Here is a 26,553-nt window from a genome sequence, read left to right on the forward strand (position 1 = left end):
CCCTCTCCGTTACCCCCTCCCACGCGTCATGGTTTCCTGCGGCGTCAGACCGGCGCGGCCGTGCGCCCGGCGGATCGCCTCCAGCGGGTACGGGGTTGCCCGGCTCTCCCGCTGGAACTCGCGATAGAAGTCCCCGACCACCGCGGCGACCGGCGCGTAGCGGACCAGAAGGGCCGCGACCGCCGCCGGAGCCCCCTCCGGCGACACCCCCTCGGCGCACGCGCGCACGAACGCCCGGCGTTCCTCGGGTCCGTACCCGTACACCGCGACGGTCAGCCAGTTCACCAGGTACGTGGCCGTGTAGTCCCGGTCGTAGCCGCGGTGTTCGTCGAAGAAGTCCGCTTCTCCCCGCGTGAGCTCGAAGCGGGAGGAGACTGCGAGACCGTAGTCGGCGAAGAAGAGCCGCCTGCCGTCAGTCAGGATGTTCTGGAAATGGACGTCGAAGTGCAGCAGCCCGCGGGCGTTCATGAACGAGATACCGGCTTCCAGCTCGTCGTCCACCAAGGCGCAGGCCCGCTCGGCTGCCTCGTCACCGGCCTTGATCTGGACGTCGAGCCAGTCGTGCAGGCTCTGCGGGATGTACTCCAGGAACAGCATGAGGCTCGCCGAGGACTGCTGCAGGGCCTCGATCCGGCGGCGTATTCCCGTGCCGCCACCCCAGTAGGCGACAGCCCGTTCCACATCGGCCAGCTCCTCGGGAAGCGGCTGGCCGGCGTCCGGCAGCACCCGCCAGTGGTACATCAGGGGGAAACCCTCGTAGTCCCCCGCGATCACCCAGTTCGTCGTCATGGTGTGCACCGCGAGCTCGCGCCAGCCTCCATTTCCCGGGCCGCCGATGGTGCCGACGCCGTAATGGCAGAAGACCGGCAGACCGAAGAGATCAGCCGTGGAGCGAACGTTCTCGGGTCGTAGCTCGAGATCGGTCAGGCGCACCTGCTTGACGAAGACCGGGGTTCCTTCGACCTCCAGCAGGACCGTCTTGCCGCCGATGCCGAACCCGATCGGTGTGCCGGCGTCCACGAGCCCACGCAGTCTGCGGTCGCTGCACAGCGACAGCGCCGTGGAAACGGCTCCGTGTGCGGCCAGGCGTGCACCGCGGGACATGTCAGGGCTCGTCAAGTCTGCCTCCGGCCGGTCAGGGGTCTGCCGGTCGGCAGACTACTTGCTGGCGTCGCCCGAGAAGTGGAACGAGGCGTCGCCGCGCAGGTCACCGTGAGCGCGGTGCGGCCAGCGCTGCGTGACCACCTTGCCGCGGGTGTAGAACGCGATGCCCTCCGGCCCGTAGACGTGGCTCTCGCCGAACAGCGAGTCCTTCCAGCCGCCGAACGAGTGCCACGCGACGGGCACCGGGATGGGGACGTTGACGCCGACCATGCCGACCTTGACGCCGCGCTGGAACGTGCGAGCGGCCTCGCCGGACGACGTGAAGATCGCGGTCCCGTTGCCGTACGGGTTCGCGTTGATGACCTCCAGGGCCTCCTCCAGGCCCGAGACGCGGACGACGTCGAGCACGGGGCCGAAGACCTCCTCGCGGTAGACCTCGTGCTCGGTCGCGACCCGGTCGATGACGGTGGGGCCGACGAAGAAGCCGTTCTCGTGGCCGGGCACGGTGTACCCGCGTCCGTCAACGACGATCTGGGCGCCGTCGCGGTCGGCCGAGCTGATGAGCCCCTCGATGCGCTCCTTGGCGGCGGCTGTGATGACCGGGCCCATGTCGGCGCCCGGCTCGTCGCCCGCCCCGACCTTGACCGCCCGGGCCTTGGCGGCCAGCTTCGCGACCAGCTCGTCGGCGACGGAGTCCTCGACGACGGCGACGGACAGCGCCATGCACCGCTCGCCGGCCGCGCCGAACGCCGCGGCGGTCAGGTGGTCGACGGCGTCGTCGAGATCGGCGTCGGCCAGCACGACGCCGTGGTTCTTCGCGCCGCCGAGCGCCTGCACCCGCTTGCCCTCGGCGGAGGCGGTGGCGTGGATGTACTTGGCGATCGGGGTGGACCCGACGAACGAGACCGCGGCGACGTCGGCGTGGTGCAGGAGCGCGTCGACGGCCTCCTTGTCGCCCTGGACCACGTTGAACACGCCGTCGGGCAGGCCTGCCCGCTGCCACAGGTCGGCCAGGAACAGCGAAGCGGACGGGTCGCGCTCGGACGGTTTGAGCACGAACGCGTTGCCGGTCGCGATCGCGACCGGGCTCATCCACAGCGGCACCATGACCGGGAAGTTGAACGGCGTGATGCCTGCGACCACGCCGAGCGGCTCGCGGAACGAGTAGACGTCGACGCCGGTGGCCGCCTGGTCGGAGTACTCGCCCTTGAGGAGGTGCGGCAGCCCGGTCGCGAACTCCACGACCTCCAGACCGCGCCCGATCTCGCCGGCGGCGTCCGAGACGACCTTGCCGTGCTCGCGGCTGACCAGCCGCGCCAGCTCGTCGGTGTGCTCCGCGAGCAGGTCGCGGAACCGGAACAGCACCGCTGCGCGCTTGCTCAGGGAGTACTGCGACCAGGTGGCGAAGGCCTCGGTGGCGGAGGCGACCGCGCGGTCGACGTCGGCGGTGGTGCCGAGGCCGAGGGTGGCGATCTGCTCGCCGGTCGCGGGGTTGAGGACCGGCTGCGTGCGCTCGCCGGAGCCCTCGACGGGCTTGCCGTCGATCCAGTGCGTGATCAGGGACATGATGCTCCTCGTCGTTCGAACGTCGTCAGAAGGTCGTTGGGAGGCGGCGGGTGCGGGTGCGGCGTCAGAGGTACGGGCGCTGCGGGGCCCGTGATCGGTCGTACTCGGCGCGGGCGCCCCGGGTGCTGTCCAGCGTGGAGACGCCGCTCACCGGCACGTCCCACCAGGCCGAACCCGGCGGGTTGGGCCCGTACAGGTCGGTCTCGACGTGGATCAGCACGGGCCCGTCGCCGGCGGCCGCGGTCCGGTAGGCGTCCTTGAAGTCCTCGACGCCCTTGGCCACGAGCACCTCCAGGCCGAAGCTCTCGGCATTGCGCACCAGGTCCAGCGGCACCGAGTCGCCGTCGAGCAGCCCGGTCTCCGGGTTGCGCATCCGGTACCGGGTGCCGAACCGCTGGGAACCGTGCGACTCCGACAGCGCGCCGATCGAGGCGAACCCGTGGTTCTGCAGCAGGACCACGATCACCTTGATCCGCTCGGAGACGATCGTCGCCAGCTCCTGCGGCAGCATCTGATACGTGCCGTCCCCCACGATCGCCACGACCTCACGGTCCGGGGCGGCGAGCTTGGCCCCCATCGCAGCGGGGATCTCGTAGCCCATGCACGAGTAGCCGTACTCCAGGTGGTACTGCGCCGGCGTCCGCGCGCGCCACAACGCCTGCAGGTCGCCGGGCATGGACCCGGCGGCGTTGATCAGGATGTCCTCGTCGTCCATCAGCTCGTTCAGGGCGCCGAAGATCTCGGTCTGCGCCGGCAGCGGGCCGTGTCCCAGGTGGTAGCAGCGGTCGGTGACCTCCTGCCAGTCGGCCACCTCTTGGGCCGCCTCGGCGCGGTACTCCTCGCTCGTGGAGTACCCGGACAGCGCCTGGGTGAGGGCGCGCAACCCCTCGCGGGCGTCCGCGACGACCATCTCCCCCGCGTGCTTCGCCGCGTCGAACGCCGCCACGTTCAGGTTGACGAATCGCACGTCCGGGTTGCGGAAGGCGGTGTGGCTCGCCGTCGTGAAGTCGGTCCAGCGGGTGCCGACGCCGATCACGACGTCGGCGGTCGCGGCCAGCGCGTTGGCGGAAGCGGCGCCGGTGGCCCCGACACCGCCGACCGCCTGCGGGTGGTCCCAGGCGATCGCGCCCTTGCCTGCCTGCGTGTCGGCCACGGGGATGCCGGTTGCCGCCGCGAAGTCGCGCAGCGCCTGGCTCGCCGCCGAGTAGACGACGCCGCCGCCCGCGACGACCAACGGCCGCTCGGCCGAACGGATCACGGCCGCCGCACGCTCCAGCGCGGCGGGCTCGGGCACGGGCCGGGCCACGTGCCAGACGCGGTCGCGGAAGAACTCGACGGGCCAGTCGAAGGCCTCGGCCTGTACGTCCTGCGGCAGGGCGATCGTGACCGCGCCGGTCTCGGCCGGGTCGGTCAGCACCCGCATCGCCGCCGGCGCGCTGGTCAGGAGCTGCTCCGGCCGCCAGATCCGGTCGAAGTACCGGGAGACCGGGCGGAACGCGTCGTTCACTGTCACGTCGGGGCCGCCCGGGTGCTCGAGCTGCTGCAGCACCGGGTCCGGCACCCGCGTGGCGAACACGTCCGACGGCAGCAGGAGCACCGGGATGTGGTCGATGGTCGCCAGCGCGGCGCCGGTGATCATGTTGGTCGAGCCCGGGCCGATCGACGCCGTGCACGCGAAGGTCTGCAGCCGGTCCCTGGTGCGCGCGTAGCCCACTGCCGCGTGCACCATGCCCTGCTCGTTCCGGGCCAGGTAGTAGGGCAGCTCGTCGGGACCGGCCTCGCCGGCCGGCACGCCGGCCGCCTCGGCCTCGGCGTGCGCCTGCAGCAGTCCCTGCCCGACGCCGGCGACGTTGCCGTGCCCGAAGATCCCGAAGGCCCCCGCGAACAGGCGCTGCGTGACGTCGTCGCGCTCGGTGTGCTGGTGGGCCAGGAACCGCACGAGGGCCTGTCCCACGGTCAGCCGGACTGTCCCGGGTTCGGATGCCGGCGTGCTCATGCGTTCTCCTCGATGCGGACGTCGTCGGAGCGGCGGGCCGATCCCGGGACGCGCCCCAGAGGCAGCCGGGTGTCGACCGGCTCGTCGTCCCAGGTGCCGCGGACCCAGTGGTGCGCGGGGTCGTCGACCGAAAGCCAGCGGCCGTCGTCGGCAGGGCCCGCCATGACATTCAGGTAGTACAGGTCGTAGCCGGGCGCGGCGACCGACGGCCCGTGATAGCCGTGCGGCACCAGCACGGTGTCGCCGTCGCGCACCTCGGCCAGCACGTCGATCGGCCGCTCGGCCGTGCCGTACACGCGGTGATAGCCGAGGCCCGGGCCGGACGGTCCGTCCGCGACCTGGAAGTAGTAGATCTCCTCCAGCTCCCGCTCCTCGTGCCCCGGCTCGTCGCTGTGCGCGTCGTGCTTGTGCGGCGGGTAGGAGGACCAGTTGCCGCCCGGGGTCAGCACCTCGCAGACCAGGAGGCGGTCCACCTCGAGGCTCGTGCCGATCGTGTAGTTGTGCACCTGCCGGCTGGCGCGCCCGGCGCCACGCAGGTCGACGCCGACGTCGGCCGCACGCAGCACCTGGAAGCCCCGCCGCCGTGCGGCGCGCGCCGTGGCGACCGCGACGCGCCCCCCTTTCTCCGCGGTGACGGTCAGCCGGGAGCCGAGCGGCACGTAGGCCGTGTCGGCCGGGCCGTCGAACACGGAGTCCCTGCCCGCCAGGTCGGCGCGCCTCCCGGTGTCGACGCCCCGGCCGGCGTCGAGGCCGACGGCGGTCACGCGCACGTCACCACGCAGCGGCACCACCAGCGCCTCGTCCCGCTCCAGCAGCACCTCGAGGCTCCCGCCGGGCGGTAGCTCGTGCACGGTCAGGCCGCTGTAACCCCACCCCGCCGACTCCGGCGTGACCGCCACGACCGGCCCTCCGAGCAACGCGTCGGGCGTACCCGCCCGCACCACCAGTTCCTTCGACACCGTCTCCTCCTCGTGCGCCGTCGCCGGGCGCTTCGTCGTCGCGCTCACAGCAGCTCCACCGCCCGGTCCACCGCACCCGCGACGTCGCCGTCCGGCGGGTAGAGCAGCGAACGGCCGATGACCAGCCCGCGTACCGACGGCAGCGACAGCGCCTTGGCCCAGCCGGCCACCGCCGCGTCCTGGTCCTCCGACACCTCGCCGCCCAGGATGAGGGCCGGCAGCGTCGAGGCGGACAGCACCCGCTCGATGTCCTCGACGACCGGCAGCTTCAGCCAGGTGAACGCCGAGGTGCGCCCCAACCCGGAGGCGATGGCGATGGACCGCATCACGGCGTCCGGGGACAGGTCGTTGCGCAGCCTGCCGTCGACCCGGTGCGAGATGAACGGCTCGACCATGGCCAGCAGGCCGCGCTCGGCGAGCTCGTCGACGGCGCGGGCGCTCGCCTCGAGCGTCGCGAGCGAGCCGGCGTCGTCCGGGTCGACGCGCAGCAGCATCTTGCCGCCGTCCAGCCCGGCCTCCTCGATCCCTCGCGCGTCGTAACCGGTGAAGCGGTCGTCGAGCTCGAACGACGAGCCCGCCAGTCCCCCGCGGTTCATCGAGCCGAAGACGAGCTTGCCGTCCAGGGCGCCGAGCGCCGCCAGCTCCTCGACGAGGTCCGCGGTGCCGAGGAAGCCCTCCACGCCGGGCCGTCCGAGCGCGACGGCCGTGCGCCGCAGCAGCTCGCCGCGGTCCGCCATCGCCATCGGGTCGTCGCCGACCGCGAGCGCCCCGCGTGCCGGGTGGTCGGCGGCGATGACGAGGAACCTGCTGTCCGGTGGAAGCCCCGGGTGCCGCGGACGTTCGCGGACCCGGTCGCGCAGCGCCCACGGGTCACGCAGGCGCAGCTCGACCACCTCGTCGGCGCTCCGGGTGGTCATGGCCCTCCGGGTTCTCTCGTGCTCGCTCGTGGTGACGACGGCGCTTGTCGCCGGGGCGGGGACGGACCGTGCGGCGGCGGGCTGCGCGGGTGCGCGGGCCGGCCAGGGCTCGGGCTCGGGCACCTCGCCGGTGCGGAGCAGGTGCTCGACCTCGGCCTCGGTGGGCATCGCCGTCGAGCATTCCCGCCGTGCGGCGACGACGGCGCCGGCGGCCGACGCGAACTCCACGGTGCGGCGCAGCGACCAACCGCTCAGGAGGCCGTGGCACAGCGAGCCGCCGAACCCGTCGCCCGCGCCGAGGCCGTTGACGACCTCGACCGGTGTGGGTGGGATCACCACCCGCTCCTCCCTGGTCTTGGCCAGCACCCCGTGGGGCCCCTGCTTGACGATGGCGATCCGCACCCCCGCGGCCAGCAGCGCGTCGGCAGCCCGGTCGGGGTCCTCCTCCCCCACTGCGACGAAGCACTCCTGGCGGTTGCCCGCCGCGATGGTCACCTGGGGCAGCACCTCCTGGATCCGGGTGCGCGCGGACTCCACGTCGTCCCAGAACGCCGGCCGGTAGTCGAGGTCGAGAACCGTGTGCCCGCGGCGTCCGCGCACCTGCAGGGCGCGGTGATGAGCGGACCGGCTCGGCTCCTCGCTCAGGCCGGTCGAGGTGATCCACAGCAGCCTGGCGGCGCGCACGGCGTCGGCGTCGACGTCCTCGGGCGTGATCCTGAGGTCGGGCGCGGTCGGGGCGCGGTAGAACCACAGCGGGAAGTCGTCCGGCGGGAAGATCTCGCAGAAGGTCACCGGGGTGTGCAGCTCGGGCACGACGACGACGTGCCCGTCGTCGACGCCGAGCCGGCGCATCTCACGGCGCACGTACCGGCCGAACGGGTCGTCGCCGACGCCGGTGAGCGTCGCCGCGGGGTGGCCGAGGCGCGCAGCAGCGACGGCGACGTTGGTCGGGCTGCCGCCGAGGTACTTGCCGAAGGTCTCGACGTCCTCCAGCCCGAGCCCGCTCTGCAGCGGGTAGAGATCCACTCCGCTGCGGCCGATCGTGAGCACGTCGGTTCCGCCACCCGGCGTCATCATGTGGCTCCTGCTCCCCGTCGTCGCGGATCGTCCTGCGCGGCACCGGCTCCGGCGCCCTCCGTGTCGAGCCTGCAGCATGCCCGAAGACTCGTCAAGTCTTTGTCCAGACATTCGGTCATTGACTTTGCAGCGCGAGCGGAGGGCCCTGCATTTGTCTGGACATTAGGTTGACATGCCCAGAATCCCAGGCTGTGATGGGAGGGTGCCAGGTCCGCGACGTCGTGGGCCCCGTGTGGCGCAACGCTGGTGTGACCGCACGCAGCGCCGTATCCGACGGAGGATCCCGTGACTCAGACCGCCGACACCGCGCCCCTGTCCCCCACCGCGTCCACGCTGACCGACACGGCACGGCGGGAGACGTCGCTGCTGCGGATGACCCGCGAGCACCCCACGACCGCTCTGTGGAACGACTCCGCCGACCCCGAGCAGCTGCGCCGCTCCATCGGCTTCGGCGCCGTCGGCGCCACCTGCAACCCGGTCATCGCGCTCGCCGCGATCACGGCGGACCTGCCGCACTGGACGCGGCGCATCACCGAGCTCGCGGCCGAGCGGCCCCGGGCCGGGGAGTCGGAGCTCGGCTGGGCGGTCGTCGAGGAGCTGTCCGTGAACGCCGCGGCCCTCCTGGAGCCCGCGTTCGAGGCACACCAGGGCCGCAACGGCAGGCTGTCGATCCAGACCGACCCCCGCCTGCACCGCGACCCGGCCGCGCTCGTCGCGCAGGCCGAACGGTTCGCGGCCCTCGCGCCGAACATCATCGTGAAGATCCCGGCCACGGCGGCGGGCATCGAAGCCATCGAGGAGGTGACCTTCCGCGGCATCAGCGTCAACGCCACGGTCTCCTTCACCGTCGCCCAGGCGACAGCGGTCGCCGAGGCCGTCGAGCGCGGGCTCGACCGCCGCACCCGGGCCGGGCTGCCGACCGAGCAGATGGGCCCGGTCGCCACGATCATGGGCGGGCGCCTGGACGACTGGCTGAAGATCGTCGCCCAGCGTGAAGGGCTCCTGTTCGAGCCCGGCGCCCTCGACTGGGCCGGCGTCGCCGCGCTCAAGCGCGCGTACGGCGTCTTCGCGGAGCGCGGCTACCGCACGCGCGTGCTGTCCGCCGCCTTCCGCACGCACCTGCACCTGTCGGAGCTCGTCGGCGGCGACCTGGTCATCTCCCCGCCGTTCGAGTGGCAGGAGCAGATCAACCGCAACGACCTGCCCCTTCCCGCCCGCATCGACGAACCCGTCGACGCCGGGATCATCGAGTCGCTCTCCCGACTCGACGACTTCCGCGCCGCCTACGAGCCGGACGGGTTGCGCCCCGAGCAGTTCGAGGCCTTCGGCGCCTCACGCCGCACGCTGCGCCAGTTCCTCGAGGCCGACGCCGCCCTCGACGCCCTCGTGCGCGACATCCTGGTCGCCGCACCCTGACGACCCGCGAGAGCGTCCTGCCGACCTGACAGGAGACCAGGTTGTCAGGATGTCCGGTCTAATGGACAACCTCGGCTAGAATCGGTCTCTGTCGTGGCCCGCCGCCGTCGCCGAGGGAGGCACACCGTGGCCCAGACCGTACGCATCAACCTGGACCGCTCCAGCCCGGTGCCGCTGTACCACCAGATCGCCACGGCTGTCGACGCGGCGATCGAGGACGGGACGCTCCAGCCGGGCGAGCTCCTCGAGAACGAGCTCGCACTGGCCTCGCGCCTGCGCGTCTCCCGCCCGACGGCGCGGCAAGCCCTCCAGGAGCTGGTCGACCGAGGCCGCCTCGTGCGCCAGCGCGGCGTGGGCACCCACGTCGCCCCCGCGCGGGTGCACCGGCCCGTCGAGCTCACCAGCCTGCACAGCGACCTGCTGCGCGAGGGCAAGAAGCCCTCGACCGAGATCCTGTCCTACGAGGTGGTCCCCGCGCCCGCCGACGTCGCCGAGGCGCTGGAGATCACCAAGGACGAGGACGTGGTCTCGTTGCGCAGGCTGCGGCTGGCCGACGGCGAACCCCTGGCCCTGATGACCAACTGGCTGCCGACCGCGATCGCGCCGTCGGAGGAAGAGCTGACCAGCCAGGGGCTGTACGACCTGCTGCGCGCCTCCGGCTCGCTGCCCAAGGTCGCGCGCCAGCAGATCGGGGCACGCACCGCGACCGCGGCCGAGGCCCGCCTCCTGGGCGAGCCGCCCCGGTCGGCGCTCCTGACCATGGAGCGCACCGCCTACGACTCCGCCGGCCGGCCGATCGAGTTCGGCCAGCACGTCTACCGCGCCTCGCGGTACGTGTTCGACACGACTCTCTTCGCGAGCTGACCACGGTCGCGAACCGACCACGACGAAGGGCGCGGCCACCCTCGTGACCGCGCCCTTCGTCGTGTGCCGTCAGGCGTACAGGCCCGGCCGGTCGATCAGGCTGACGGGAACCTGCTCACCATCGCCCAGCAGCGAGCTCACCCCGGCGTCGCAGACGACGGCGGCGGCGTAGCCGTCCCACGCGCTGGAGCCCGTGTGCTCGCCGCGGGCCACGGCGCTGATCCACTGCTGCAGCTCGGCGTTGAACGCCTCGTGGAACCGGTCGTTGTGGTCGCGGGTGACGGCGTTGCGCGAGCCCTGTGCGTCACGCCGGACCGTGCGGTTCTGGTCCGACAGCGTCACCGTCCCCTGCTCCAGCACCAGCTCACACTGGATGTCGTAGCCGTACCGGATGTTGACGAACACCTCGTCGTCGATCCACACGCCCGACTCGGTTCGCATGATGAAGACCACCGGGTCCTGCAGGTGCTCGAACCGGTTTCGGGTGCGCTTGGGCTTGTCCACCCGCACCTCGACGATCTCCTCGTCCAGCAGCCACCGCATCGTGTCGATCTCGTGGATCGCGGTGTCGGTGATCGCCATGGTCGCGGTGTACGTCTCGGGCGCCGTGGGGTTGCGGTGCCGGTTGTGCACGATCAGGGCCTCGCCGAGCTCGCCCGAGGCGAGCACCTGCTTCATCTCGTTGTACGAGCGGTCGAACCGGCGCATGAAGCCGACGGTCACCAGCTTGCGCCCGGCGGCCACCTCGGCGTCGATGATGCGCAGGCACGCGTCCGCCGTGGGGGCGAGGGGCTTCTCGCACAGCACGGGCTTGCCCGCCTCGATCGCCTGGAGGACCGACTCCTCGTGCGCCGGCCCGAAGCTGGTGACCAGCACGGCGTCGACGTCGTCGGAGGCGATCAGCTCGCCGCCGCTGCCGTGGACCTTCGCGCCGAGCGGCTCCGCGACCCGCGCCGCGTTCGCGGCGTCGATGTCGGTCACGGCGACGACGCTGCCGCCGGTGAGCTCCCGGGTGATCCGGTCGATGTGCGCCCGCCCCATGCCTCCGGGGCCGATGACCCCGATACGAACAGTCATGTCACAGCTCCTGTCAGGGTCAGCGCAGTCCGAGGCCGCAGTCGGCCAGGTACTCGCGGGTGGCGATGGCATTGGGCAGCGGGAAGGCCGGATCGGCCGGGTAGAGGTCCTGCTCGCAGATGACGTACAGGTCCTTGTTCAGGTCGGCCAGGGCGTCGATGAGCCGAGGCATGTCCGGCTCGCCGGCCGGCGGCGTCACCGAGGCGCCGCGTGCCACGGCCTCGCCGAACGGCCAGTCCTCCTCGTGCGCCTGCTTGACGAGGCCGGGGTCGAACGCCTTGATGTGCACGTAGGCGATCCGGTCGGGGTAGGTGCGCACCATCTCGATCGGGTCGCCACCGCCGTAGACGATGTGGCCCGTGTCGAGGCACAGGTTCACGTAGGACGGGTCGGTGGCGTCGAAGATCCGCGCGATGTCCTGCGGCGACTCGATGTGGCTGTCGCCGTGCGGGTGCAGCACCATCTTCAGGCCGTACTCGTCCTTGATGATCTGCCCCAGGCGGTTGGCGTTCTCCACGTAGAGCTTCCACGCCTCCGGCGTGAGCACGCGCTCGTCGGTCCACTCCCAGGTCTTGTCGTCCCGGAACAGCGGTGGCAGGTGGACGATGTACTCGGCGCCGACGGCGGCATGGGTCTCGGCGATCGCCCGGAAGGTGCGCTCGGTCTCCGCCCAGGCCTCGGCCTTGTGGAGCACTCCCCAGCCGGTGCCGGCGACGACCGTGAACCCGTGGTCGTCCATCGCCTTCTGCAGCGAGGCGGCGTCCTTCGGGAAGTAGCCGAACGGCCCGGTCTCCATGTACTCGAAGCCCGCTTCGGCCATCTCGCCGAGCGCCTTCTCCCACGGGATCTGTTTCTCGTCCTCGGGGAACCACACGCCCCACTGGTCGGGACAGACGCCGACCGTGAGCCGGCTGTAGCGAGGATCGATCGTGTTCCGGGCCCGGCTGGTCCGCGCCGACGCCGTCGTCTGACCTGTCATGCTCGACCTCTCTCTCCCGGCACACGCCTTCGAGCGCCGGCTCGCCTGCATGCGATTCTGTCGGCAGCCCTACGTCATGTCAAGCAATTGTCCTGACATACCTGCCCTGGGTGCTCACCGTGTTCCTCCCGAGAAGTCGGTGCCGGTCAGCTCCGCGGACACCGCCCACAGGCGCTTCGCCGCCTCGCGGTCGCTCGCGGCCGCCGTCCGCCCGACCAGTGCGGCTTCCCCGCGCATCCCGGAGAGCCCGTCCGGACCGGCGTAGCTGGCGCCGGGCAGGTCCCGGGTCGCGGCCAGGAGCGTCGGCTGTGCCCCGTCCTCCGTGCTCTGCGCGACGAGCTTGAAGAGCACCGGCCGAATCCGGGCTCCCAGGCCGGACCTGGGCCCGAGGTTCGACATCGCCAGGCCGGGGTGCGCGGCGTGCGAGCGTACGGGTGAGCCGGCCGCGTCGAGCCGCCGCTGCAGCTCCAGCGTGAAGAGCAGGTTCGCCAGCTTGGACTGGCCGTAGGCCCGTCGCGGGTTGTAGCTGCCCTCGAGGTACAGGTTGTCGAAGTCGATTCCCTTGACCCACCGGTGCGCGGCGGCCGAGACCGTCACGACGCGGTCGGTGATGTGCGGCAGCAGCAGGTTGGTCAGCGCGAAGTGGCCGAGGTGGTTGGTGCCGAAGTGCGTCTCGAACCCGTTTTTGGTACGCCCTTCCGGCACGTTCATCACGCCGGCGTTGTTGATCAGCAGGTCCAGGCCACCCGCCCAGGACGCGGCGAACTCGCGTACCGACGCGAGGTCGGAGAGGTCGAGCTGCCGCACCTCGGGACTGCCCGGAACGGTGGCCGCGGCTGCCTTTCCCTTGTCGAGGTCACGCACGGCGAGCACGACGTGCGCGCCGGCCCGGCCCAGGGCCTGGGCGGTTGGGAGGCCGATGCCGCTGTTGGCGCCGGTGACCACCGCGGTGCGGCCGGTCAGGTCCGGGATCCGGAGTGCGTTCACGGAAGCAGAGCTCTTTCGGTGGTGGGGATAGGGCTGGGGGCGTCAACCGGCGTCGTGCCCGGACCTTCCGGGGCGTCGGCCGGTTCGAGCGAGGCGCGCAGGGGTACCTCCTTGATGAACACCGCCAGCACGAGCCCGACGACGAGCATCGGGATGAGTGAGGCGAACACCGGGGTCAGGGCGTCGTTGTACGCCCCGACGACGAGGTCGCGGACGGCGTCCGGCATGCTGTTGACCAGCTCGGGCGTGAACGAGTTGGCATCCCCGGCCTGACCGCCCGGGAGCCGCTCGGCGAGCAGATCGGTCAGGCGGGACGTGAACAGCGCGCCGACGACCGCCCCGCCGAGCGAGGCGCCGATCTCGCGGAAGAAGTTGTTCGCGGCGGTGGCGGTACCGACCTGGCGGTCGGGGAACGAGTTCTGGACGACCAGGATCAGGATCTGCATCGCCAGACCCACTCCCGCGCCGAGCACGAAGAGGTAGGTGAGCAGCACCCAGAGTGCCGTGGTCGGCGTGAGCGTCGACAGCAGCCAGAGGCCGATACCGAGCACGATCATGCTGGCGATCGGCATCCACTTGTAGCGGCCGGTCCGGGCGGCGAGCTGCCCGGTCGTGAGCGCGGTCGTCATCAGGCCGACGATCATCGGGATCATGAGCAGCCCGGACGCCGTCGCATCGACCCCGGCAACCATCTGCAGGTAGGTGGGCAGATAGGCGATCGCGCCGAACATCGCCACGCCGATGAACAGACCCGCCGCGGTCGCCAGCACGAAGTTGCGGTTGCGGAACACCGCGAGCGGGATGATCGGCTCGGCGGCCCTGTGCTCGGCCAGGACGAACGCGGCGCTGCAGGCCACGGCCAGGGCGATGAGCGTGTTGATCGTCGGCGACCCCCACGCGTGCTCGGTGCCGCCCCACGAGGCGACCAGGATGATCGAGGTGACCGCGACCGCCATCGTGATCGTGCCCCACACGTCGAACCGGACCTTCGTGCTGTGCCTGGGCAGGCGCAGGAAGACGGCGGCCAGTGCGATGGCGGCGATGCCCAGGGGGATGTTGATCCAGAACGCCCACCGCCAGCCGATGCTCTCGGTGAACCAGCCGCCCAGCAGCGGCCCGGCGACGCTCGAGACGCCGAACACGGCGCCCATCACGCCCATGTACTTCGAGCGCTCCCGCACCGGGACGACGTCGGCGATGATCGCCTGCGACAGGATCATCAGCCCACCACCGCCGACGCCCTGGACGGCACGCGCCGCGATGAGCCAGGTCATGTCCTGCGCCAGCCCACCCACGACGGAGCCGACGAGGAACACGCTCAGGGCACCGATGAACAGGCCCTTGCGGCCGATCAGGTCACCGAGCTTGCCGTAGATCGGCATCATGATCGTCGCCGCGACGAGGTAGGCGGTGGTGACCCACAGCATGTGGTTCACGCCGTGCAGCTCGCCCACAATCGTCGGCAGCGCGGTGGAGAAGATGGTCTGGTCCAGGGAGGACAGCAGCATCGAGACGAGCAGGCCAGCGAACACGAGCAGGATGCGGCGGCTGTCGGCCCGGGCGGGCGCGGGGCCGCCGTCCCGAGGGATAGCTGGGGCAGTCGAGTTGGTCACGCCTTATGCTCTGCGCGCGTTCGCCGGCGGACGTCCCCCAGGCGCGGCATCCTGTCGTACCGCGAGCGCGGTACTCCCCGGTCAGGTGCCCGGGAGGCCGGTCAGGTGCCCGGGACGAGCAGGCCCGACTCGTAGGCGATGATGACGAGCTGCGCCCGGTCGTGGGCGTAGAGCTTGGCCATCGTGCGGTTCACGTGCGTCTTCGCGGTGTGCGGGGAGATGACGAGGTCCTCGGCGATCTCCTGGTTCGACCGCCCCCGGGCGACCAGCAGCAGCACCTCCCGCTCCCGGTCGGTGAGCTGCGCCAGCTCGGGCAGCGGACGCACGTCCGCGGGCGGCGTCGTGACGAACCGGTCGATGAGGGCGCGCGTGGCAACCGGGGACAACAGGGCGTCGCCGGCGTGCACGGCGCGGACCGCGCGGACGATCTCCTCCGGCTCCGCGCCCTTCCCGATGAACCCGCTCGCGCCCGCCCGGAGTGCGGCCACGAGGTATTCGTCCTCCTCGAACGTGGTGAGGACCAGCACCCGCGTGTCGCTCAGCTCCGGGGTGGCGCAGATCTGCGCCGTCGCGCCGATGCCGTCCAGCTCGGGCATGCGGATGTCCATGACCACGATGTCCGGGCGAAGCCGCACGGTCGCGGAGACGGCGGCGCGGCCGTTGACCGCCTCGCCGACGACCTCGATGTCGTCCTCCTCGTCGAGGATGTCCGTGACAGCCTGTCGGATCAGGGCCTGGTCGTCCACGACGAGCACCGAGATCATGCGGCGTCCTGCTTCGGCAACGGCAGTCTCGCGACCATCTCCCAGCCTCCGAGCGTCGGTCCTGCGTGCAGAGTGCCCCGCACCGAGGCCACGCGTTCGTGCAGCCCTGTCAGGCCGTGGCCTGGACCAGGATGCCCGACGGCGGTGCCTGCCGCTGTGGGTCGCGGGTTCGTGACGGTGACCGTCACGAACCCCGCATCCGCCTCGACCAGCACGTGGGCGCGATGCCCGGCGCCGTGCTTGTGGGCGTTGGTGAGCGCCTCCTGCACCACCCGGTACCCGACCACCCCGACCGTTCCGGACGCCCCCGCGAGGTCACCCTCGCGGCGCACCGTCACGTCCAGGCCGGCCTCGGCGAACCGCTCGACCAGCTCGTCGAGGCGTTCCAGCCCTGGCTGCGGCCCTCCCGTCTCGGCAGCGGGACCGTCGTCGTCCGAGCGCAGCATGTTGAGCAGGTCGCCGATCTCGGCCAGCACCGTGCGTGCGGCGCTCCGGATCGTCACGAGCGCGTCCTTGGCCTTCTGCGGCTTCGTGTCGATCGCGGAGGTAGCTGCGCCGGCATTGAGGCTGATCACCGCGATCTGGTGCGCGACGGCGTCGTGCAGATCGCGCGCGATCCGCAGCCGCTCCTCGGTCACCCGGCGGCGGGCCTCGGCCTCGCGGGTCCGTTCGGCGCGTTCGGCGCGCTCGGTGATCGCGACGATGTAAGCGCGGTGAGACCGAGCGCCGTCCCCCGCCGCGGTGGCGAACGCGACGAGCAGGCCGAACTGGAGCACCCGCGGATCGAACACGCTCCCGATCGTCACCGGCACGCTGATGGCCATGAGGGCCGCGGCCGCCAGGCCGCCCACGACCAGCCCGGGCGCGCGGGTGCTGCGGGTGGTGACCTGGAACGTCGCGACGGCGGTCGCGAGCCCTGCCCCCGGCGAGAGCGTCCCGGTCAACGCGGCCAGGCCGAACAGCGTCAGGCAGGCGATGAGCGTCGGCAGAGGCCAGCGCTTGCGCAGCGGGAGCACCACTACCGGCAGCAGGACGAGCACGGTCGCCGGCGTGCCCGTCGGCTGGAACACCGGCACCGGCGGAGGCAGCAACGCCGCGACGACGATCACCGCGCTCAGGACGGCGTCGTGCACCCATCGCCAGACCCTCGGACGAGGATCCGTACGACCCGCGGCGCTCTCCGTCCCAGGTATCACCGCCCCAGTATCTGCCGAGCGCGGACACAGGGGATCACTCTGTCGGGTCATCGCGAGTACCGCGATCGCGGTATGGCGCCCTGGTCTCGGGCGGCTCCCCGGCCGAAGGTCATCACGACGGCGCCATTGATGGCGGCGCGTAGTGGTCGGCGAGCTCGGTGGCGAGGTCGTGGAGGCGAGCCCTGGCCTCGGCGGGGTCGTGGACGGTGACGCCGCTCCCGAACGGCAGGAGCGTTCGCACGTCCTCCAGCTGCCGGAATCGGATGGTGACGGCGTGGCCGGTGGCGGACGTCCCGTGGCCGCCCCGCTCGACGAGTCGCTGACCGAGGACTCGTCGCGCTCGGTCGAGCTGTGTCGGATCGATGGTGGCGCTGACTTCGATGGCGTGGTCGTGTTCCCACTGCTCGACGAGAGCAGCAGCGACGGTGGCCAGGGTCTGGTTCTCGCGGGTACGTCGTGGGTCGTCGACTTCGTTCCACGTCGTGATCCGGTCGAGTCGGTACATCCGGGGTGCTCCGGCGCAGTCCGCGACGAGATACCAGGCGCCGGCCTTGGCCAGCAGTCCGTAGGGGTCCACGAGCAGGTCGCGAGCGTGTACCCCGCTCGAGCTGTGGTACTCGATCCGTAGCCGGCGGCCACGCCGTATCGGACCGATCAGCGAGGCCGGAGCAGCGCCATCAGCTCGCACCTGGAGCCAGGGACGGCTGTCCACCTGCACGATCTCGGTGAGTGGCAATAGCCCGTCGATCCGGCCTGCTCGGGTCACGGCGATCTTGGAGAGGGCACGCCGACTTTCGGCCGACGAGTCCAGTTCCTCGCGTTGCCTCTCGTCCAGCCCCGTGATCGACAGGTGATCCCGCTCGCTCGGCGTGAGTCGCGTCAGGTCGAGGGAAGACCCGGGCAACATGGTGACCCCGCCGTAGCGGCCCCGCTGGGCGGTCACCGGCAACCCAGCGTCGCGGAGCCAGTTCAGGTCCCGTGTGATGGTTCGCAGGGACACGCCGAGCGCCGAAGCAAGGTCGTGCGTGGTCACGGCATCCCGTGATTCGAGGATCAGGATCAGGGAGAAGAAGCGGTCCGGCGTCACGTGCCAACCTTTTCAAGTATTGCGCCATGATGCGGCGTACATTCCGGCCAGGCTGGTGGATGCGTTCAACACCACCCATCAGAAGGAAGACACCATGACCGCATCCGTAGTGTCCATCGTCTACGTGAACGACGCCCCGGCCGCAGCCCGCTTCTACGGCGACCTGCTCGACTCGAGCCCGTCCTTCGAGACTCCCGGATATATCGCTTTCGACCTGGGGCCAGGCGCTGACCTCGCCCTGTGGTCCGGCCAGTTCGAGGGCCTCTCACCCGAGGTCCCGCGGACCAGTGAGATCTGCCTTGCCATTGATGGCGGGTCCGACGAGCTCGACGCGATCTTCGCCTCATGGCAGTCCAAGGGCGTCGCGATCCTGCAAGAGCCTCGGGACCTGGGGTTCGGCCGCACATTCGTGGCCGCCGACCCCGACGGGAACCGCATCCGGGTTGCCCCACGGGACTGACGGACCGAGGAGCTACCTGTCGGGTCGGCGTCACGATCTGGACCGTGACGCCGACCCGACAGAAACACTCAGCCTGCCGGCAGCGATCTGCGCGCGCGCACTCCCGATGCGATGCCGCCCGAGCGGGATCACCAGCGGCGTGCCGCTGCGCGGGTCGCTGATCACGTCGCACGGCAGGCTGAACACCTCCTCGAGGTCGCCGCGGTCACCACCTCGCCGGGAGTGCCCTCGGTGACGATCCGGCCGTTCTTCATCGCGATGAGGTGGTCGGCGTAGCGGCAGGCGAGGCTCAGCTCGTGCAGCACCATGACCACCGTCTTGCCGCGGTCGCGGTTGAGGTCGACGAGCAGATCGAGCACCTCGATCTGGTAGTTGACATCGAGGAACGTCGTCGGTTTGTCAAAGCAAGGCTTCCTTACCGCGACGGAATAGTCCGACCTGCACCTGCTATGCGCCGGCCAGCGCTCTCCGCGCCGTCAGCGCACCCGGAACCCGCTGAGGACGGCCCGGGGCTGGCGCGCGAGCACCGGCTCGAGCGCCTCGGCGAGCTCGTGCGGCAGCGGGCGCTTCCCCGGGTCCTTGTCGAGGCCGGCACCGATGATCTCGACCACCTCGGCCGGCACCGAGCGCGGCATCTCCTCCGGATCGTCGACCAGTTGCGGGAACCGCGCCGCGACGTCGTCGGACGCCGGATCCCCCGACCGGAACGGCCGATACCCGCAGATTGCGTGGAACAGCGTGGCGCACACGCCCCAGACGTCGCTCGCGAAGCCGGGACGTCCCGTGGCCGGCGGGTCGCACTGCTCGGGCGCCATGTAGTCGTCGGTGCCGATCGCGTACTCGAGCTCCCGGGCGCTGTCGATCTGCCGCGCGACGGACAGGTCGATGAGCCGGGCGGGCGAGCCCATGATCACGTTGCTGGGCTTGACGTCCAGGTGGGTCCAGCCCACGCGCCCGAGGTAGTGCAGCGCGCCGGCGAGCTGGATGCCCAAGGGCAGGTACTGGTGCTCCGGGAGCGGCCCGTACCGGCGTACCAGCGTCGACAGCCGCGGCCCGTCGATGTGCTCGAGGACCAGGTGCGGCCGGTCGCTCTCGAGCTCGTACCGGAGCGCTCGCACGACGACCGGGTGGTTCACCGCCGCGAGCGCCGTGACCTCGCGCCGGAGCCCGCGCAGGCTCGTGCGGTCGTCGACCTGGCTCGGCCGCACGACCTTCACGACGACCGGACCGTAGGTGACGTCGTCGAAGGCCAGGTACGCCTCGTAGGACGACCCGCCGCCGAGCAGCCGCATCGCGGTCAGCTCGGCGGTGATCGGGTCGCCCTCCGAGAACGCCCAGGACTCTCCGGGCTCGGCGCCCGGCGTCTGGACAGCCATCGGAACCGTCATCGCCGCGTGTCGTTGCGCGTACGGTCGTTGGTGGAGTTGGCGCTCCAGTCGCGGACCAAGCCCTTGCGCGGGCCGTCGGCGGTCCGGTCCTTCGTCTTGTCACCGCGCGACCGGTCCCTGTCCCGGCTGACCGCGGTGTAGCGGCTGTTGGTGTTGTCGTTGCGCGAGCGGCTGGAGCCCGTTCCGCGCGTCGACTTGCTGGCGCGGCTGCGGGTCGTCGGGTCGTTGTCGTCGTCGTCCATCGTCACCACGACGCCGGCGAGCGCCTCGGGCCGCTTCGCGTAGACGTTGTCGGCGACGGCCGGTGCCGTCACGCCGACGAGCCCTGCCATCATGACCCCTGTCAGGCCTACCATCATCGACTTCCTCATGGTCTACACCCCTTCGTGTCGTGCCGGCGGGCGCCGGCTTGTTCTAGACAACACGCGGGTGGTGAGCCGCCGATGAGACGAGCGTGAGAGACCTCTCATGAGCCGCCGACGACAGGGCCGTCCCAGCTCCGGTACGGCATCGGCAGGACGTCCGGCGCGGCCTCGGGCGTCCGGTGCTCGTGGTTCACGTGCTCCGAAGCCAGGAGCGCCTTCGGTCATCGCCGTGCCGGCTCGGTCACCCCGATCGTCAGCGTCACCGTCTGGTTGCGGGTGCGGCCCGCCGCGTCCGTGTTCGGGTACGGCGGAGCGACGTCGCCGCTGGTGGCGACGTCGACCGAGCTCAGCGGCAGCGTGGCCCCGTCCGCGACGACCTCGGCGGCCGCCAGCGCACGCGCCAGCCCGACGGCGGCGTTGTCCGCGTACGGCCCGCCCTGGACGGGTGCCGTGTCACTGGTGTGGCCCACGACCGTCACGTCGAGATCGGCCGCCGCGCCGGCGCGCCCGAGGAGTTCGCCGACGTCCGCGAGCGCCGCACGGCCGTCGTCGGACATCTCGGCGCCGCCGGCCAGGAACACCGCCTCCCGAAACGTGACGGTGAGGGCGGCGCCGTCGGCCTGGACGGTCCACCGCGGGTCGTCGAGGGCGGCGCGGACCGAGCGCAGGCTCTCTGCAGGGTGCGTGCCGTCGGACCGCAGGTCGCCGATCTCGTCGCGCAGACCCGTCACCTGGCCGTGCAGGCTCGCCAGCTCGGCCAGGACCTCGGCGTCCCGAGGGGGCGCCGCGGCCACGGGCCGGGGCGCGAGCGACCAGCCGGCTGCCACACCTCCCCCGGCCAGCAGGAGTGCGGCGATGGCGACGCCGGCCCGTGGTCCGAGCCTGGACCGCCGGGCGGACCAGGTCTCCCGGATCCGACGGCGTCCGGCGTGGGCGCCCGCGTGGTCGGGGTCGAGCCGCTCGACGCGCGCCCACGCCTTGTCGGCGGCGACCAGGTCACCCTGCTGGGCGTGGACGCGCGCGAGGAGGTCGAGCACGTCGACCTCGGTGCTGTCCGGGCCGGCGAACTCGTCGAGCGCCCGGCGGGCGGAGTCGTAGAAGCCGGCGCGGGCGAGGCGCGCGGCGTCCGCCGTGGCGCGGGCCGCGTTCGCCGTCGCGCGTGTGGCATCCGCTGCGGCGCGCGCGGTCGGAGCGGTGGCGCTCATCGGTTGCCCTCCGCCCGCAGGACGCCGCCGTTCGCCGAGCCGGCCACCGGCTCCGGCTGGACCGACACGTACTTCCGGAGCCGGGCGTTGACGCTCTGGAGGCGGCCGAGGTCGCCGGTCGCCGTCGCGGTGCGGCCCTCGGCGAGCAGGCGTGCGACGTCGGGCCGCGGGTCCCCGCCGAGATCGCTCTCGTAGCCGGAGAACACTATCGCCGCCCGGTCGGCCGTCGGGATCGCCCGGTGCACGATCGACCACGCCTCGTCGGTGCGCCGCTCGATGACCGCCTTGTCGCCGTCTGCGATGGCGATGTCCATCTCGGCCTTGATCTTCGCGAGCTCGGCCTGGAGCTCGCGCGCGCCGTAGGCGGCCACGATCTCCTCGGCGCTGGCGACCGCGTGCCGGCCCTCGTCGGCGAGCTTGGGCAGGTCCAGCAGGTTCTGCGCCTCGTCGAGCGCCGAGTCCGCCTCCAGGAGCCGGTCGTTGCAGGTCGCCACGGCGTCCTGGTCGACGGCGGCCTGGTGCAGCAGGCGGTCGACCTCGCCGATGAAGCCGTCGGCGTCGAACCGGTCCAGGCCGGCGTCCGCCTCGGTCGCGTTCAGCTGCGCGGCTTGCTCCCGGAGCTCGTCGTACCGGCGGCCCAGCGCCGCGCGCCGGGACCTCAGCTCCGCGACGGACGGGAGCAGGGGCCGGGTCCGGTCGACGTGGATGGGGAACTCCTCGTCGAGCAGCACCACGTACACCGACGCGGCGGTGAACTGGAAGCTCGCGTCGATGGTCACCTCCACCTCGACCTCGCTGCCGACGGGCAGGTCGCGGGTGATGTCCTCGGGCCGCAGGTCGAGACGCCCGACCACGGTGTTGCGGTCGGCGCGGGCGTGCTCGCCCTCCAGGATCGGGATGCTCACGACCCCGCCGGAGGACTTGCTGATCGCCACCGAGGTGCGCAGGCCGTGGGCCCGTCCGGTGCGGGGCAGCTCGACGTTCTTCTCGACCAGCGCCTGCACGGTGTTGTCCGCCAGCCCGACGCCGACGGTGTGGCTCGCCCGCGCGGCGGCGTCCCCCATGCCCGACCGGTGGTTGTAGGTGAAGGTCGGCTGGTCCGTCGGCACCTCGCTGCCTGCCGGGTCGCGGAGCGTCACCGTGATCGTGTGCACGGCGTTCCCCCGGGCCTCCAGCCGCATGCGGAACGTGCCGTCGCCGGACAGCTCGATCCGGCCGCTGTTCCACGCCGAGTCCATGGTCTGTTCCATGGTGGTGTTGCGCAGCTCGATGCTCCAGCCGGACCAGTCGCGGACCTCCGGCGAATCGGCCCGGCCGCCGACCAGCGGGTCGTCGTCCAGCCCGGCCGCGGGGTAGTCGAGGTTGAGCCGCACCGTGCCGGGGTCGACGTCCCGGTCGCGGCGGATCTCCTCGGGCACCCGCCGCGTCGCGGCATAGATGGCGGCGCCACGCGCGACCACCGTGATCGGGTCCTGGCTGTGGTCGAGCGGGATCCCTAGGTCGGTCTCCAGCATCTCGCGCACGAGCGTCATCTGGGAGGTGCCGCCCACGAGCAGCACCCGGTCGACGTCCTGCGGACCGAGCCCCGCCCCGGACAGCGCCAGCCGGCAGTGCCGGATCGACGCCTCGACCAGGCTGCGGGCGGCCCGGTCCAGGTCGGCGCGCGTCAGGGTGTGCGTGAGCTCGATCGTCTCGCCCTCGACCTCGAGGTCCTCCTCGATCGTCACCTCGGGCTGTACCGACAGCTCGATCTTCGCGGTCTCGGCCAGGCGCTTGAGCTTGGCGAGGGCTTTTCGCGTCCGTGGGTTGTCCCGGGTCACCGTGCTCGCCGGGTGGGCGGCGCGCACAGCGGGCAGCAGCTCGTCGTCCACCAGCGCCCAGTCGACCCGCTTGCCGCCCAGCGAGTTGTCCCCGGCGTGGTTGACCACGGTGAACTCGCCGTCCTCGATCTTGACCACGGCGGCGTCGAAAGTGCCGCCGCCGAAGTCGTACACGAGCCAGAACGCTTTCGCGGGCGGCTCGTCCAGCTCGGACAGGTACGCCCACGCCGCCGCCGTCGGCTCCTGCAGCAGCGTCGCCGACGGGATTCCCGCCAGCTCCGCGGCCTTCATGGTGGCCGCCGTCTGGTCGACGGTGAACGCCGCGGGCACGGTGATCACCGCGGTCTCCATCCGCTCCCCCGCGAGCTCGACGTTGCCGCGCATGGCCATGAGCACCTGCGCCGACAGCTCCTCGGGCGTCATGGTGCGGCCCGATGCCTCGAAGAGCATGTCCCGGTCGCGCCGGCCCATCCGGAGCTTGAACTCGGCGACGGTGTTGCCCGGGTCCGCCACCACCTGGTCGGCCGCGGTCTGACCCACCCGGACGTTCCCAGACCTGCCCACGTGCACGACCGACGGCGTGAACTCGGCGCCCCGGGCGGTGCGCAGGATCTGCGCCGTCGAGCCGCTCCCCACCGCCACCGCGCTGTTGGTGGTGCCCAGGTCGATCCCGAAGTCGATGTTGTCACGCATGGTGCTGCCCTCTTTCCTGGTCGTCGTCCTGGCTGTCGTTCGGGCCGTCGGCCGGGCTGCCGTTCGGCTGGCCGTTCTGCACCGGCACGCTCACGATCACCTCCGCCTCCTGGATGACCCGCCCCGAGCGCTTCACGGTCGGCCGCACGGTCTCCGTGATGGTCGGGCCGGTCACGGCCGGGTCCTCCTCGTGCGCCAGGACCACCAGCTCGAGCCCCAGCACGTACGGCTGCCCGTCGTGGTCGTGGGCGGTGATGCCGGCGGACCCGAGGTGGTCGGCGGCGCCGGCCAGGTGCTTGCCCGCCATCCGGACCGCCCGGTCGGGCCGCTCCTTCGCCCGGGGGCCGGACAACCGCCGGTGGGCGCGCCACACCTCGGTCGCGACCTGCGCGGCGGCGTCGTCGGACAGGTCCGTGGGGTTTCCGGCTGCCCACACCTCCTGCGTGCCCGACGGCGTATCGGTCACCCGGGCGGACGGCGTCGCCTCGTCCGTCTGCACCGCGGGCTCGGGCGACGGCGGTGCGGGCTCGTGCGACGGCGCGTCCGCGACGGGGCCGATCCGGAACTCGGGCGGGAAGCGCCGCTGGCGCCATCCGGCCATGACCTCGGAACTCATCAGGTCTCCTTCGCGGTTGCGATGACTATCGAAACGGTGAGTGCGGCGAGAGTGAGCCATTCCGTCGGCCCACCGAGCCAGGCCGTGACCAGCCAGGTCAGGCCGGCCGGCAGCAGGAGGAGCCAGAAGTGGAGGCCGTCACCGAAGCCGGACAAGAACGTCGACGCATAAAAGGCCACGATCAGCGCGCCGGCGGCGAACCAGAACCACGGCAGGCCGAGCGCGGCGGCGCCGAGGCCGATCCCGGCTGCGGGAACAGGGCCGAGCACGAGCAGGCCGCCCCAGAGGCCGAGGCCTTCGATCCAGAGCATGACGTGGAACACTCCGTCGACCAGACGAGCCACCCACGGGTGAAGACGATCTCGCGGAGACGCGGACACGGGGCGACCCGCGCTGGATGTCGCCCCGATCGATCCGGCTCCACCGCGACCGCCGGGGAGAGAGACACCTGACCTGCGCGCGGCCTCCGTCGCCTCGTTCAGACGGCGAATGGCGTACTCGATCCTGCTGTACTCCGCGAGGTTCTTGTCCACCAGCTCGGTGGTCCGGGGCGTCGAGGCATACACCCGCGCAAGTGCGAGGAGGCCCATCACGTCGCGGAAGCCCTGTGTCTCCCCGCCCAACGCGGCGGCATGCTCGTTCGCGTAGGCGACCACGCAGTTGTTGGTGGTGAGCGCGACCTGGTCGCGGTGACTCCGCGCCAGCTCGTCGTCCTCCCCGAGGAGGGCCGTCAGTGCTCGCAGACGCGGGTGTGCGGTGTCCAGGAGCGTGCGCGCCGCGCTCATCCCCGAACGTGTCGGATCGCCCGAGCGGGCGGTACGGCACGCGGCCTCCATCTCGTCCAGCAGCGGCTGGGCGGCGGCCCGGAGCGTCCGGGTGACGTCGTCGGCGTCGAAGCCCGCCTCGCGCACCGCACGCACCAGCCGCCCCGCGGTCCCAGGCGATGTGCGGGCCTCCCGCGCCGCGACTCCCGCCGCCACGCTGACGACGTGCAGCTGGAGCCGCTGCCGCAGCGTCCGGACCAGGGCGACGGTCACGCGCGGGTCGTCGATCTCGGTGACCCGCCGCCGCGCCTGCGCCCAGGTCGCCTCGGACCGCATCGCTTCCGCCCACGACCGCAGGCCCTTGCGCCAGCCCGCCCAGGCCGTCTCCGTCAGGACGGTGCCTCGCTCGGTCGTGCCCTCGAGCGCCCGGCACAACAGGCGCACCGCCTCGGCCCGGGCGTTCAGCCCGGCGTCACCCGCCCACAACAGCTCGTGCACCAGCCGCGCCACCGGGTCCTGCAGCACCTCGAACGCGGCGCGCAGCTCCACCGGATCCGTCGACGGCGGCAGCGGGGCACCTGCGGCGTCCGGCGGCAGGTAGTACGCGTTTCGGCTCTCCTCCTTCGCGCGGCGCACCTGGCGCGGCGTCGCGTCGGTCGCGAGACCTGTCACGCGGAACGCGTTCTTCCGGAAGAGGTCGTGACCCTTCAGCGCGTCCAGCACCCGGTCGATCTCGCGAGCGGCCTCCGTGGTCCCGGTCATGCCGTCTCCCGTTCCTGTGTCGGGTCCCGCCAGCGCTCCAGCTCGGCCAGGAGCGCCATCGCATTCGGGATGCGCCGGCGCGGCTCTGGCTCCAGGGCACGCAGTACTATCCCTTCGAGCTCCCCGTCGACGTCGCGGTTGAAGCGCGACGGCGCCACAGGCGGCTCGCGCAGCGCCGCGCCGTACACCGTGAACGAGATGTCGCGGTAGGGCAGGACGTCGGTCAGCAGCTGGTAGGCGAGCACGCCCACCGAGTAGACGTCGGCGGCCGTCGAGGAGCCCAGGCCGAACCGGAGCGCCTCGGGCGCCATGAACGCGAGCGTGCCCTCGCCGCTGGTCAGGCCGGTCCCGGGATCGGTGCGCCGGGCCAGCCCGAAGTCACCGATCCGCACCCGCAGCCCGCGCTGGTCCTGCCCGACCAGGATGTTCCACGGCGTCAGGTCGCGATGGACGATCGGCGGGTCCTCCCGGTGCGCCATCGTGAGGCCGGCACATACCTGGGTCAGGACCTCGACGGCGTCGGCCACCGGGACCGTGCCTGACGTGTGCGACGTCCGGTAGTCGTCGAGGTTGCCGCCCGCGACGTACTCCATGGTGAACCAGCCGCGTTCGCCGGACGGCGTCGTCACGGTGCCGGCGTCGAAGACGCGCACCACGTTCGGGTGCCCGATCCGGGACAGCAGCACGGCCTCGCCGAGCAGCCGGTGAGTCTCGGCGAGGGTGCCGACCTTCCGGAGCACCTTCATCGCCAGCCGCCCCAGGATCGCGTGCCGCACCCGGTACACCTCGGAGTAAGCGCCCTGGCCGAGCAGGCGCTCGACGACGTACGAGCCGCCGGTGACGTGCTGATCCGTGCTGAGCAGACCCATGGGTGCCCT

The 26,553-nt window shown here is 71.8% G+C and carries 23 protein-coding genes and 1 pseudogene; 3 read left to right on the top strand and 21 right to left on the bottom strand.

Annotated features, from left to right (window positions below; all coding sequences use genetic code 11):
• Window positions 1-9: 9 nt before the first annotated feature.
• The 6 genes and pseudogenes from EW117_RS19190 to iolC all read right to left on the bottom strand — a co-directional run.
• Window positions 10-1,104, bottom strand: a complete 1,095-nt coding sequence (locus EW117_RS19190; protein WP_129788315.1) for a protein kinase family protein — start codon at window positions 1,102-1,104, stop codon at window positions 10-12.
• A gap of 54 nt (window positions 1,105-1,158) precedes the next feature.
• The gene (locus EW117_RS19195; RefSeq protein WP_129788316.1) at window positions 1,159-2,670 is read right to left on the bottom strand and encodes a CoA-acylating methylmalonate-semialdehyde dehydrogenase; all 1,512 of its coding nucleotides are present in this window, start codon (window positions 2,668-2,670) and stop codon (window positions 1,159-1,161) included.
• Window positions 2,671-2,734: 64 nt separating this feature from the next.
• Entirely contained in the window at window positions 2,735-4,666 is a 1,932-nt protein-coding gene (iolD, locus tag EW117_RS19200) for a 3D-(3,5/4)-trihydroxycyclohexane-1,2-dione acylhydrolase (decyclizing) (RefSeq protein WP_129788317.1), read from the bottom strand.
• On the bottom strand, window positions 4,663-5,673 hold the full coding sequence (iolB, locus tag EW117_RS19205) for a 5-deoxy-glucuronate isomerase (protein WP_242504388.1): 1,011 nt from the start codon (window positions 5,671-5,673) through the stop codon (window positions 4,663-4,665). The genes iolD and iolB overlap by 4 nt, the downstream gene beginning before the upstream one ends.
• Window positions 5,670-6,542 (bottom strand): Cgl0159 family (beta/alpha)8-fold protein, encoded by an 873-nt coding sequence (locus EW117_RS30850; RefSeq protein WP_207211948.1) that lies wholly within the window; start codon window positions 6,540-6,542, stop codon window positions 5,670-5,672. The genes iolB and EW117_RS30850 overlap by 4 nt, the downstream gene beginning before the upstream one ends.
• A gap of 126 nt (window positions 6,543-6,668) precedes the next feature.
• A pseudogene (iolC, locus tag EW117_RS19210) lies at window positions 6,669-7,619 on the bottom strand (5-dehydro-2-deoxygluconokinase); the annotation flags it as partial.
• A 285-nt stretch (window positions 7,620-7,904) separates the two neighbouring features.
• On the opposite strand from iolC, the gene EW117_RS19215 reads away from it, so the two are divergent.
• Together EW117_RS19215 and EW117_RS19220 are read left to right on the top strand one after the other, a co-directional pair.
• On the top strand, window positions 7,905-9,035 hold the full coding sequence (locus EW117_RS19215) for a transaldolase family protein (protein WP_340641100.1): 1,131 nt from the start codon (window positions 7,905-7,907) through the stop codon (window positions 9,033-9,035).
• 126 nt (window positions 9,036-9,161) lie between these two features.
• Window positions 9,162-9,899: a GntR family transcriptional regulator gene (locus tag EW117_RS19220; RefSeq protein ID WP_129788318.1), complete on the top strand. Its 738-nt coding sequence runs from the start codon at window positions 9,162-9,164 to the stop codon at window positions 9,897-9,899.
• A 69-nt stretch (window positions 9,900-9,968) separates the two neighbouring features.
• On the opposite strand, the gene EW117_RS19225 is transcribed toward EW117_RS19220, so the two are convergent.
• The 7 genes from EW117_RS19225 to EW117_RS19255 form a co-directional block, all read right to left on the bottom strand.
• Window positions 9,969-10,976, bottom strand: a complete 1,008-nt coding sequence (locus EW117_RS19225; protein ID WP_129788319.1) for a Gfo/Idh/MocA family protein — start codon at window positions 10,974-10,976, stop codon at window positions 9,969-9,971.
• A gap of 19 nt (window positions 10,977-10,995) precedes the next feature.
• Entirely contained in the window at window positions 10,996-11,955 is a 960-nt protein-coding gene (locus tag EW117_RS19230; protein WP_129788320.1) for a TIM barrel protein, read from the bottom strand.
• A 114-nt stretch (window positions 11,956-12,069) separates the two neighbouring features.
• Complete coding sequence (locus EW117_RS19235) at window positions 12,070-12,942, bottom strand: oxidoreductase (protein WP_129788321.1); 873 nt, start codon at window positions 12,940-12,942, stop codon at window positions 12,070-12,072.
• Complete coding sequence (locus EW117_RS19240; RefSeq protein WP_129788322.1) at window positions 12,939-14,555, bottom strand: MDR family MFS transporter; 1,617 nt, start codon at window positions 14,553-14,555, stop codon at window positions 12,939-12,941. Before EW117_RS19240 ends, EW117_RS19235 begins: the two co-directional genes overlap by 4 nt.
• Window positions 14,556-14,656: 101 nt before the next feature.
• Complete coding sequence (locus tag EW117_RS19245) at window positions 14,657-15,319, bottom strand: response regulator (RefSeq protein WP_129788323.1); 663 nt, start codon at window positions 15,317-15,319, stop codon at window positions 14,657-14,659.
• The gene (locus EW117_RS19250; protein WP_165362778.1) at window positions 15,316-16,452 is read right to left on the bottom strand and encodes a sensor histidine kinase; all 1,137 of its coding nucleotides are present in this window, start codon (window positions 16,450-16,452) and stop codon (window positions 15,316-15,318) included. Before EW117_RS19250 ends, EW117_RS19245 begins: the two co-directional genes overlap by 4 nt.
• A 175-nt stretch (window positions 16,453-16,627) precedes the next feature.
• A complete protein-coding gene (locus tag EW117_RS19255) occupies window positions 16,628-17,602 on the bottom strand; it encodes a helix-turn-helix transcriptional regulator (RefSeq protein WP_129788325.1) in 975 nt (324 codons plus the stop codon).
• A gap of 94 nt (window positions 17,603-17,696) precedes the next feature.
• Here EW117_RS19255 and EW117_RS19260 point away from each other — a divergent pair, with 94 nt between their 5' ends.
• Complete coding sequence (locus EW117_RS19260; RefSeq protein WP_129788326.1) at window positions 17,697-18,062, top strand: VOC family protein; 366 nt, start codon at window positions 17,697-17,699, stop codon at window positions 18,060-18,062.
• 161 nt (window positions 18,063-18,223) lie between these two features.
• Here the strand turns inward: EW117_RS19260 and EW117_RS30670 are convergent, their stop codons facing one another.
• The 8 genes from EW117_RS30670 to EW117_RS19300 all read right to left on the bottom strand — a co-directional run bounded on the left by EW117_RS30670 (window position 18,224) and on the right by EW117_RS19300 (window position 26,544).
• Window positions 18,224-18,421 carry an ATP-binding cassette domain-containing protein gene (locus EW117_RS30670; RefSeq protein WP_207211941.1) on the bottom strand — a complete coding sequence of 66 codons (198 nt, stop codon included), beginning with the start codon at window positions 18,419-18,421 and terminating at the stop codon, window positions 18,224-18,226.
• 117 nt (window positions 18,422-18,538) lie between these two features.
• Window positions 18,539-19,438 carry a serine/threonine-protein kinase gene (locus tag EW117_RS19270; RefSeq protein ID WP_129788327.1) on the bottom strand — a complete coding sequence of 300 codons (900 nt, stop codon included), beginning with the start codon at window positions 19,436-19,438 and terminating at the stop codon, window positions 18,539-18,541.
• Between the two features lie 8 nt (window positions 19,439-19,446).
• The gene (locus EW117_RS19275; RefSeq protein ID WP_207211942.1) at window positions 19,447-19,806 is read right to left on the bottom strand and encodes a hypothetical protein; all 360 of its coding nucleotides are present in this window, start codon (window positions 19,804-19,806) and stop codon (window positions 19,447-19,449) included.
• A gap of 230 nt (window positions 19,807-20,036) precedes the next feature.
• Window positions 20,037-21,020, bottom strand: coding sequence for a hypothetical protein (locus EW117_RS19280; protein ID WP_129788329.1), 984 nt, complete (start codon window positions 21,018-21,020; stop codon window positions 20,037-20,039).
• A complete protein-coding gene (locus tag EW117_RS19285; RefSeq protein ID WP_129788330.1) occupies window positions 21,017-23,533 on the bottom strand; it encodes an Hsp70 family protein in 2,517 nt (838 codons plus the stop codon). The genes EW117_RS19280 and EW117_RS19285 overlap by 4 nt, the downstream gene beginning before the upstream one ends.
• Window positions 23,526-24,149, bottom strand: a complete 624-nt coding sequence (locus EW117_RS19290; RefSeq protein WP_129788331.1) for a hypothetical protein — start codon at window positions 24,147-24,149, stop codon at window positions 23,526-23,528. The genes EW117_RS19285 and EW117_RS19290 overlap by 8 nt, the downstream gene beginning before the upstream one ends.
• Window positions 24,149-25,675 (bottom strand): hypothetical protein, encoded by a 1,527-nt coding sequence (locus tag EW117_RS19295; RefSeq protein WP_129788332.1) that lies wholly within the window; start codon window positions 25,673-25,675, stop codon window positions 24,149-24,151. Before EW117_RS19295 ends, EW117_RS19290 begins: the two co-directional genes overlap by 1 nt.
• Window positions 25,672-26,544, bottom strand: coding sequence for a serine/threonine-protein kinase (locus tag EW117_RS19300; RefSeq protein WP_129788333.1), 873 nt, complete (start codon window positions 26,542-26,544; stop codon window positions 25,672-25,674). Before EW117_RS19300 ends, EW117_RS19295 begins: the two co-directional genes overlap by 4 nt.
• Between the last annotated feature and the right edge of the window lie 9 nt (window positions 26,545-26,553).

The organism is Promicromonospora panici (assembly GCF_900608595.1).
In the GTDB taxonomy this organism is placed as follows: Bacteria; Actinomycetota; Actinomycetes; order Actinomycetales; family Cellulomonadaceae; genus Promicromonospora; species Promicromonospora panici.

What these genes read in the sequence shown, in the direction of transcription:
- EW117_RS19190 (WP_129788315.1), bottom strand. Translation starts at nt 1,104, where the DNA reads ATGTCCCGCGGTGCACGCCTGGCCGCACACGGAGCCGTTTCCACGGCG.
- EW117_RS19195 (WP_129788316.1), bottom strand. Translation starts at nt 2,670, where the DNA reads ATGTCCCTGATCACGCACTGGATCGACGGCAAGCCCGTCGAGGGCTCC.
- iolD (WP_129788317.1), bottom strand. Translation starts at nt 4,666, where the DNA reads ATGAGCACGCCGGCATCCGAACCCGGGACAGTCCGGCTGACCGTGGGA.
- EW117_RS30850 (WP_207211948.1), bottom strand. Translation starts at nt 6,542, where the DNA reads ATGACCACCCGGAGCGCCGACGAGGTGGTCGAGCTGCGCCTGCGTGAC.
- EW117_RS19225 (WP_129788319.1), bottom strand. Translation starts at nt 10,976, where the DNA reads ATGACTGTTCGTATCGGGGTCATCGGCCCCGGAGGCATGGGGCGGGCG.
- EW117_RS19230 (WP_129788320.1), bottom strand. Translation starts at nt 11,955, where the DNA reads ATGACAGGTCAGACGACGGCGTCGGCGCGGACCAGCCGGGCCCGGAAC.
- EW117_RS19245 (WP_129788323.1), bottom strand. Translation starts at nt 15,319, where the DNA reads ATGATCTCGGTGCTCGTCGTGGACGACCAGGCCCTGATCCGACAGGCT.
- EW117_RS19260 (WP_129788326.1), top strand. Translation starts at nt 17,697, where the DNA reads ATGACCGCATCCGTAGTGTCCATCGTCTACGTGAACGACGCCCCGGCC.
- EW117_RS19270 (WP_129788327.1), bottom strand. Translation starts at nt 19,438, where the DNA reads ATGGCTGTCCAGACGCCGGGCGCCGAGCCCGGAGAGTCCTGGGCGTTC.
- EW117_RS19275 (WP_207211942.1), bottom strand. Translation starts at nt 19,806, where the DNA reads ATGGTAGGCCTGACAGGGGTCATGATGGCAGGGCTCGTCGGCGTGACG.
- EW117_RS19280 (WP_129788329.1), bottom strand. Translation starts at nt 21,020, where the DNA reads ATGAGCGCCACCGCTCCGACCGCGCGCGCCGCAGCGGATGCCACACGC.
- EW117_RS19285 (WP_129788330.1), bottom strand. Translation starts at nt 23,533, where the DNA reads ATGCGTGACAACATCGACTTCGGGATCGACCTGGGCACCACCAACAGC.
- EW117_RS19290 (WP_129788331.1), bottom strand. Translation starts at nt 24,149, where the DNA reads ATGAGTTCCGAGGTCATGGCCGGATGGCGCCAGCGGCGCTTCCCGCCC.
- EW117_RS19295 (WP_129788332.1), bottom strand. Translation starts at nt 25,675, where the DNA reads ATGACCGGGACCACGGAGGCCGCTCGCGAGATCGACCGGGTGCTGGAC.
- EW117_RS19300 (WP_129788333.1), bottom strand. Translation starts at nt 26,544, where the DNA reads ATGGGTCTGCTCAGCACGGATCAGCACGTCACCGGCGGCTCGTACGTC.